The following is a 3,985-nucleotide window of genomic DNA, read 5'->3' as shown; positions in this document are numbered from 1 at the left end:
GCCAGCCTGGCGCGGATCGGCATCAAGCTGCCCGCCTCCTCGTCCCGGCCCGGCGTGTTCGCCCTGCGCGGCACGGTGCAGGCCGGGTTGGACGGCACGGGGGTCGAGCGGATCGAACTGGCCGACCTGACCGCCGATCTCGGCGACATGCGCGCCGCCGGCGGCGTCACCGTGCTGCTGGCCGCGGTGCCGCGGGTCCAGGCGACGCTGGGCTTCAACCGCCTGGCCCTGGCCGACTGGGCCGGCGACAATGGCGATCCGGCGGCGCTGGCCGGGCGGCTGGCCGCGGTGCTGTCGCGCAAGGCCGCACTGCCGGTCGCCGGCACGCTCGACCTGTCGGTGGCGGCGCTGGCGGTGCGCGACGGGCTGGTGCGCGACCTGCGGCTGCAGGCGACGCTGGACCCGGCGCGGATCGGTATCACCCGCCTCGCCTTCGGCCTGCCGGGCGGCGGCTCGGCCGCGGCCTCCGGCGCCATCCGCCTCGACGGCGACCGGCCGGCGGCCGACCAGCTCTCGGTGCAGCTGGCGGCGGAGGACTTGCGCGGCGCGCTTGACTGGGCCGACATCGATCCGGGGCCGGTCCCGGCCACGGCGCTGCGCCGCGGCAGGATCGCCGGCACGCTCTCGGGCGACATCGCCAATCTGCGGGTGTCGGGCCTCGACGCCGATCTCGACGGCAACCGGCTGACCGGCGCCCTGACCTATGTCGGCGGCGACCGGCCGGGCCTCGGCGCCCGGCTGAAGCTCAGCCGGCTCGACATCGACGCCTACCGTCCCGCCGGCGCGCCGCCGCTGCGCGACCTGCTGCAATCCGATCCCGGGCTGCGCGGCCGGCTGCTGGCGATGCTGGCCGGGGCCGACATCAACCTCGACGCCACGGTCGACGCCGTCGCGGTCGACGGCGCCGCCTTCACCGGGCTGCGGCTCGAGGCGACGCTGGCCCAGGGCGGGCTGACCATCCATGGCGGCCGGGTCGAAGGGCCGGGCGGCAGCGGGCTCAGTCTCAACGGCGCCATCGGCCGGCTCGCCGCCGTCTCCGACATCGACCTGCAGGCTACGCTTGAGGCCCAGGACCCGCCGGCGCTGCTGCGGGCGCTGCGCCTGCACGGCGCGGTGCCGGCGCCGACGCCGGGGCCGGTCAAGGCCGCGCTGCGGCTGCGCGGCGACCCGGCCGCGCTGTCGCTCGACGGCTCGGTCGACGCGCTGGGTGGCTCGCTGGCGCTGGGCGGCAGCCTGTCCGACGCGGCGACGGCGCCGCATGCCGCGCTCGGCCTCCGCCTCACCCATCCGGACCTGCCGGGGCTGCTGCAGCGGGTCGGCGAAGGCGGGCTGGCGGCGCCCGATCTGGGCGGCATCGACCTCTATGCCGATGCCGACTGGTCGGGCGGCCGGCTGCGCCTCGACAACCTGCAGGGCACGGCCGGGCCCGTGTCGCTGGGCGGAAAGGCCGAACTCGACCTCGGCGCGCCGCGGCCGCGGCTGACCGTGTCGCTGCGCAGCACGGCGCTGCCGCTGGACCGGCTGCTGGCCGGGCTGGCGCCGTCCGGCGATGCCGCCGGCCAGTGGCCGGCGCGGCCCTTCGACCTGTCGGGCCTGGCCCGGATCGACGGCAATCTCGACCTCGACGCGGCGGCGATCTCGCTGGCGGGCTGGACGCTGGACCAGCCGGAGCTGCACGCCCGGCTCGACCCGTCCGGGCTGACGCTGGACCGTCTTTCCGCCGGCGTCGCCGGCGGCCGGATCGGCCTGAACGGCCGGATCGACTGGCCCCAGGGCGATGCGGCGGTGCCGCGCTGGTCCGGCCATGCCGACTTGGTCGATGCCGACCTGGCCCAGATCCTGAAGCTGTCGGCCGGGCCCCAGGGTCTGGCCGGCCGGCTGGATCTCGGCCTCGACGCCGCCTCGGCCGGCAACAGCGTCGCCGGCCTAGTCTACGGGCTGGGCGGCAAGGGGCTGGTGGCGGTGCGCGACGCCACGCTGACCGGCATCGACCTCGCCGCGGCCGGGCGCCTGCTGTCCGATCCGGGGCTGCCGGGGGCCTTCCTCGAGGGGTTGCGCGCCGCCTTCGCCGGCGGCAGCACCGCGGTGCCGGCGATCAACGCCACCTTCGCCATCGCTGACGGCACGGCGGCCTCGACCGATCTGCGCCTCGCCACCGACACGGCGGTGGGGACGGGGGGCTTCACCCTCGACCTGCCGCGCTGGCGCCTCGACCTCGGCGTCGATGTCGCCTTCCGGGCCCATCCCGACGTGCCGGCGGTGGGGCTGCGCTTCGACGGCACGCCCTCCGCCCCGGTGCGGCGGCTGGAGACCAGGGCGCTGGAGGAGTGGGCGGCCGCGCGCGCCGCGGCGAAGCCGGCCGAGCCGGCACCGGAGGCTCCGCCCGCTCCGGTCCCGGCCTCACCGGCAGAGCCGCCGCCCGGCCCCTGAACAGGTCGGCCGGGGCTGCTGCTATCCGGCGAAGTGGCTGCCGGGCAGGCCGCGGCCGGCGTCCTTGATCGCGAACAGCCCGCCGGCCAGCGGGTGCTGCTGCAGCGCCCCCTCCGACATGCCGCTGCGGGCCGTGGTGACGTAGAGCGTGGTCAGGCCGGGGCCGCCGAAGGCGCAGCTGGTGACATGCGGCGCCGGGATGGCCACGGCGCGGTCCAGCGTGCCGTCGGGGCGGAAGCGGCTGACCCGCGACCCGCCCCAATGCGCCACCCACAGATGGCCGTCGCGGTCGACCGTCATGCCGTCCGGGACGCCGTCATCCTCGGCGAAGATCACGAAGGGGCGGCGGTTCGAGATCGCGCCGCCGGCCAGGTCGAGGTCGTAGGCATAGACCACCCGCCGCTCCGAATCCGCCTCGTACAGGAGGCGGCCATCGGGCGAGAAGGCGGGGCCGTTGGTGACGATGTAGCCGTCATCCACGCGCTGCCAGCGATGGTCGGGGTCCAGCCGGTAGAAGGCGCCGGTCGGCTCGGCGCAGCCGAACTCCACGGTCCCGGCCCACAGCCGGCCCATCGGGTCGACCTTGCCGTCGTTGAAGCGGTTGCCCGGCCGGTCCGGCTCCGGATTGCCGATCGGCGTCATCCGGCCTTCGGGCAGGTCGATCAGGTGGAAGCCGCTGCGCAGCCCGGCCACCAGCCCGCCGCGCCGGCGCGGCGCGATGAAGCCGATCGGCTCCGGCATCGGCCATTCCGCCTTCGCCCCGGTCGCCGGGTCGTAGCGCAGGATGCGCGGCTGCAGGATGTCGACCCAGTAGAGCGCCTGCTCCTCGGCCAGCCACAGCGCCCCTTCGCCCAGCGTCGTCCCGGCCGCCCAGATGCAGACCGCGTCCTGACCCATCGCCGTTCCTTCCCGCGTTACGCGGCGGGCTGGATCGCCCGCCGCTCTATGACAAAGACCGGGGGCGCGGCCGCGCCCCGGGCGGCGATTGTGGTCAGAAATGCCCCGGGGTCCAGTCCGGCGTGTCGGCCCCGGCCGCCTTGCGCAGCGCCTCCAGCAACTCCGGCGACGGCCGGCTGGTGACCCGCAGCTTCTGTTGCCGCTGGAACGAGGCGATGGCGTTGCGGGTCTGGCGGCTCAGCTTGCCGTCGGTCGGGCCGGCGTCGAAGTTCATCATCGTCAGCAGCTGCTGGATCTCCCGGACCTGCGCGTCGCCGGCGGGGACGGCCGGGGCCGCCGGTTCCGCCGGCGGGGCGGCCGTCGCGGGGGCCGCGGCCGTCTGCGGCGCCGGGGCCGGCCGTTCGGCCGCGGGCGGTGCCGCGATCCGCTCCTGCCGCGGCTGCCGCGAGGCGGGCGGCGGGGAGCCGGGAGCCCGGCCCTCCGGCACGTCAGACGGCTCCGCGGCCGGCGCCGGCGCCTGTGCCGTCGCGGTCCGCTCCGACCGGGCGGCGGGCGGCGGAGAGCCCGGGGCCCGGCCTTCCGGCACATCCGCTGGCTCGGCGGCCGCCGGCTTCGCCGCGGCGGCCGGGGGACGGGCCTCCGGCGTGGCCGCCCGCGG

At 77.1% G+C, this 3,985-nt stretch carries 3 protein-coding genes; 1 reads left to right on the top strand and 2 read right to left on the bottom strand.

All coding sequences use genetic code 11. The annotated features are described in order from the left end of the window. On the top strand, positions 1–2,430 hold a 2,430-nt coding region (locus tag ABDW35_RS33470), incomplete at its 5' end, for an AsmA-like C-terminal region-containing protein (RefSeq protein ID WP_343718175.1). A 21-nt stretch (positions 2,431–2,451) separates the two neighbouring features. Here the strand turns inward: ABDW35_RS33470 and ABDW35_RS33465 are convergent. Continuing rightward, positions 2,452–3,327, bottom strand: a complete 876-nt coding sequence (locus tag ABDW35_RS33465) for an SMP-30/gluconolactonase/LRE family protein (RefSeq protein WP_343718174.1) — start codon at positions 3,325–3,327, stop codon at positions 2,452–2,454. A gap of 94 nt (positions 3,328–3,421) precedes the next feature. Then, on the bottom strand, positions 3,422–3,985 hold a 564-nt coding region (locus ABDW35_RS33460), incomplete at its 5' end, for a peptidoglycan-binding domain-containing protein (RefSeq protein WP_343718173.1).

Origin of the sequence: Inquilinus sp. (genome assembly GCF_039594555.1) — a bacterium.
Classification (GTDB): Bacteria; Pseudomonadota; Alphaproteobacteria; order DSM-16000; family Inquilinaceae; genus Inquilinus.
This window is presented reverse-complemented; position numbering and strand designations above follow the sequence as displayed.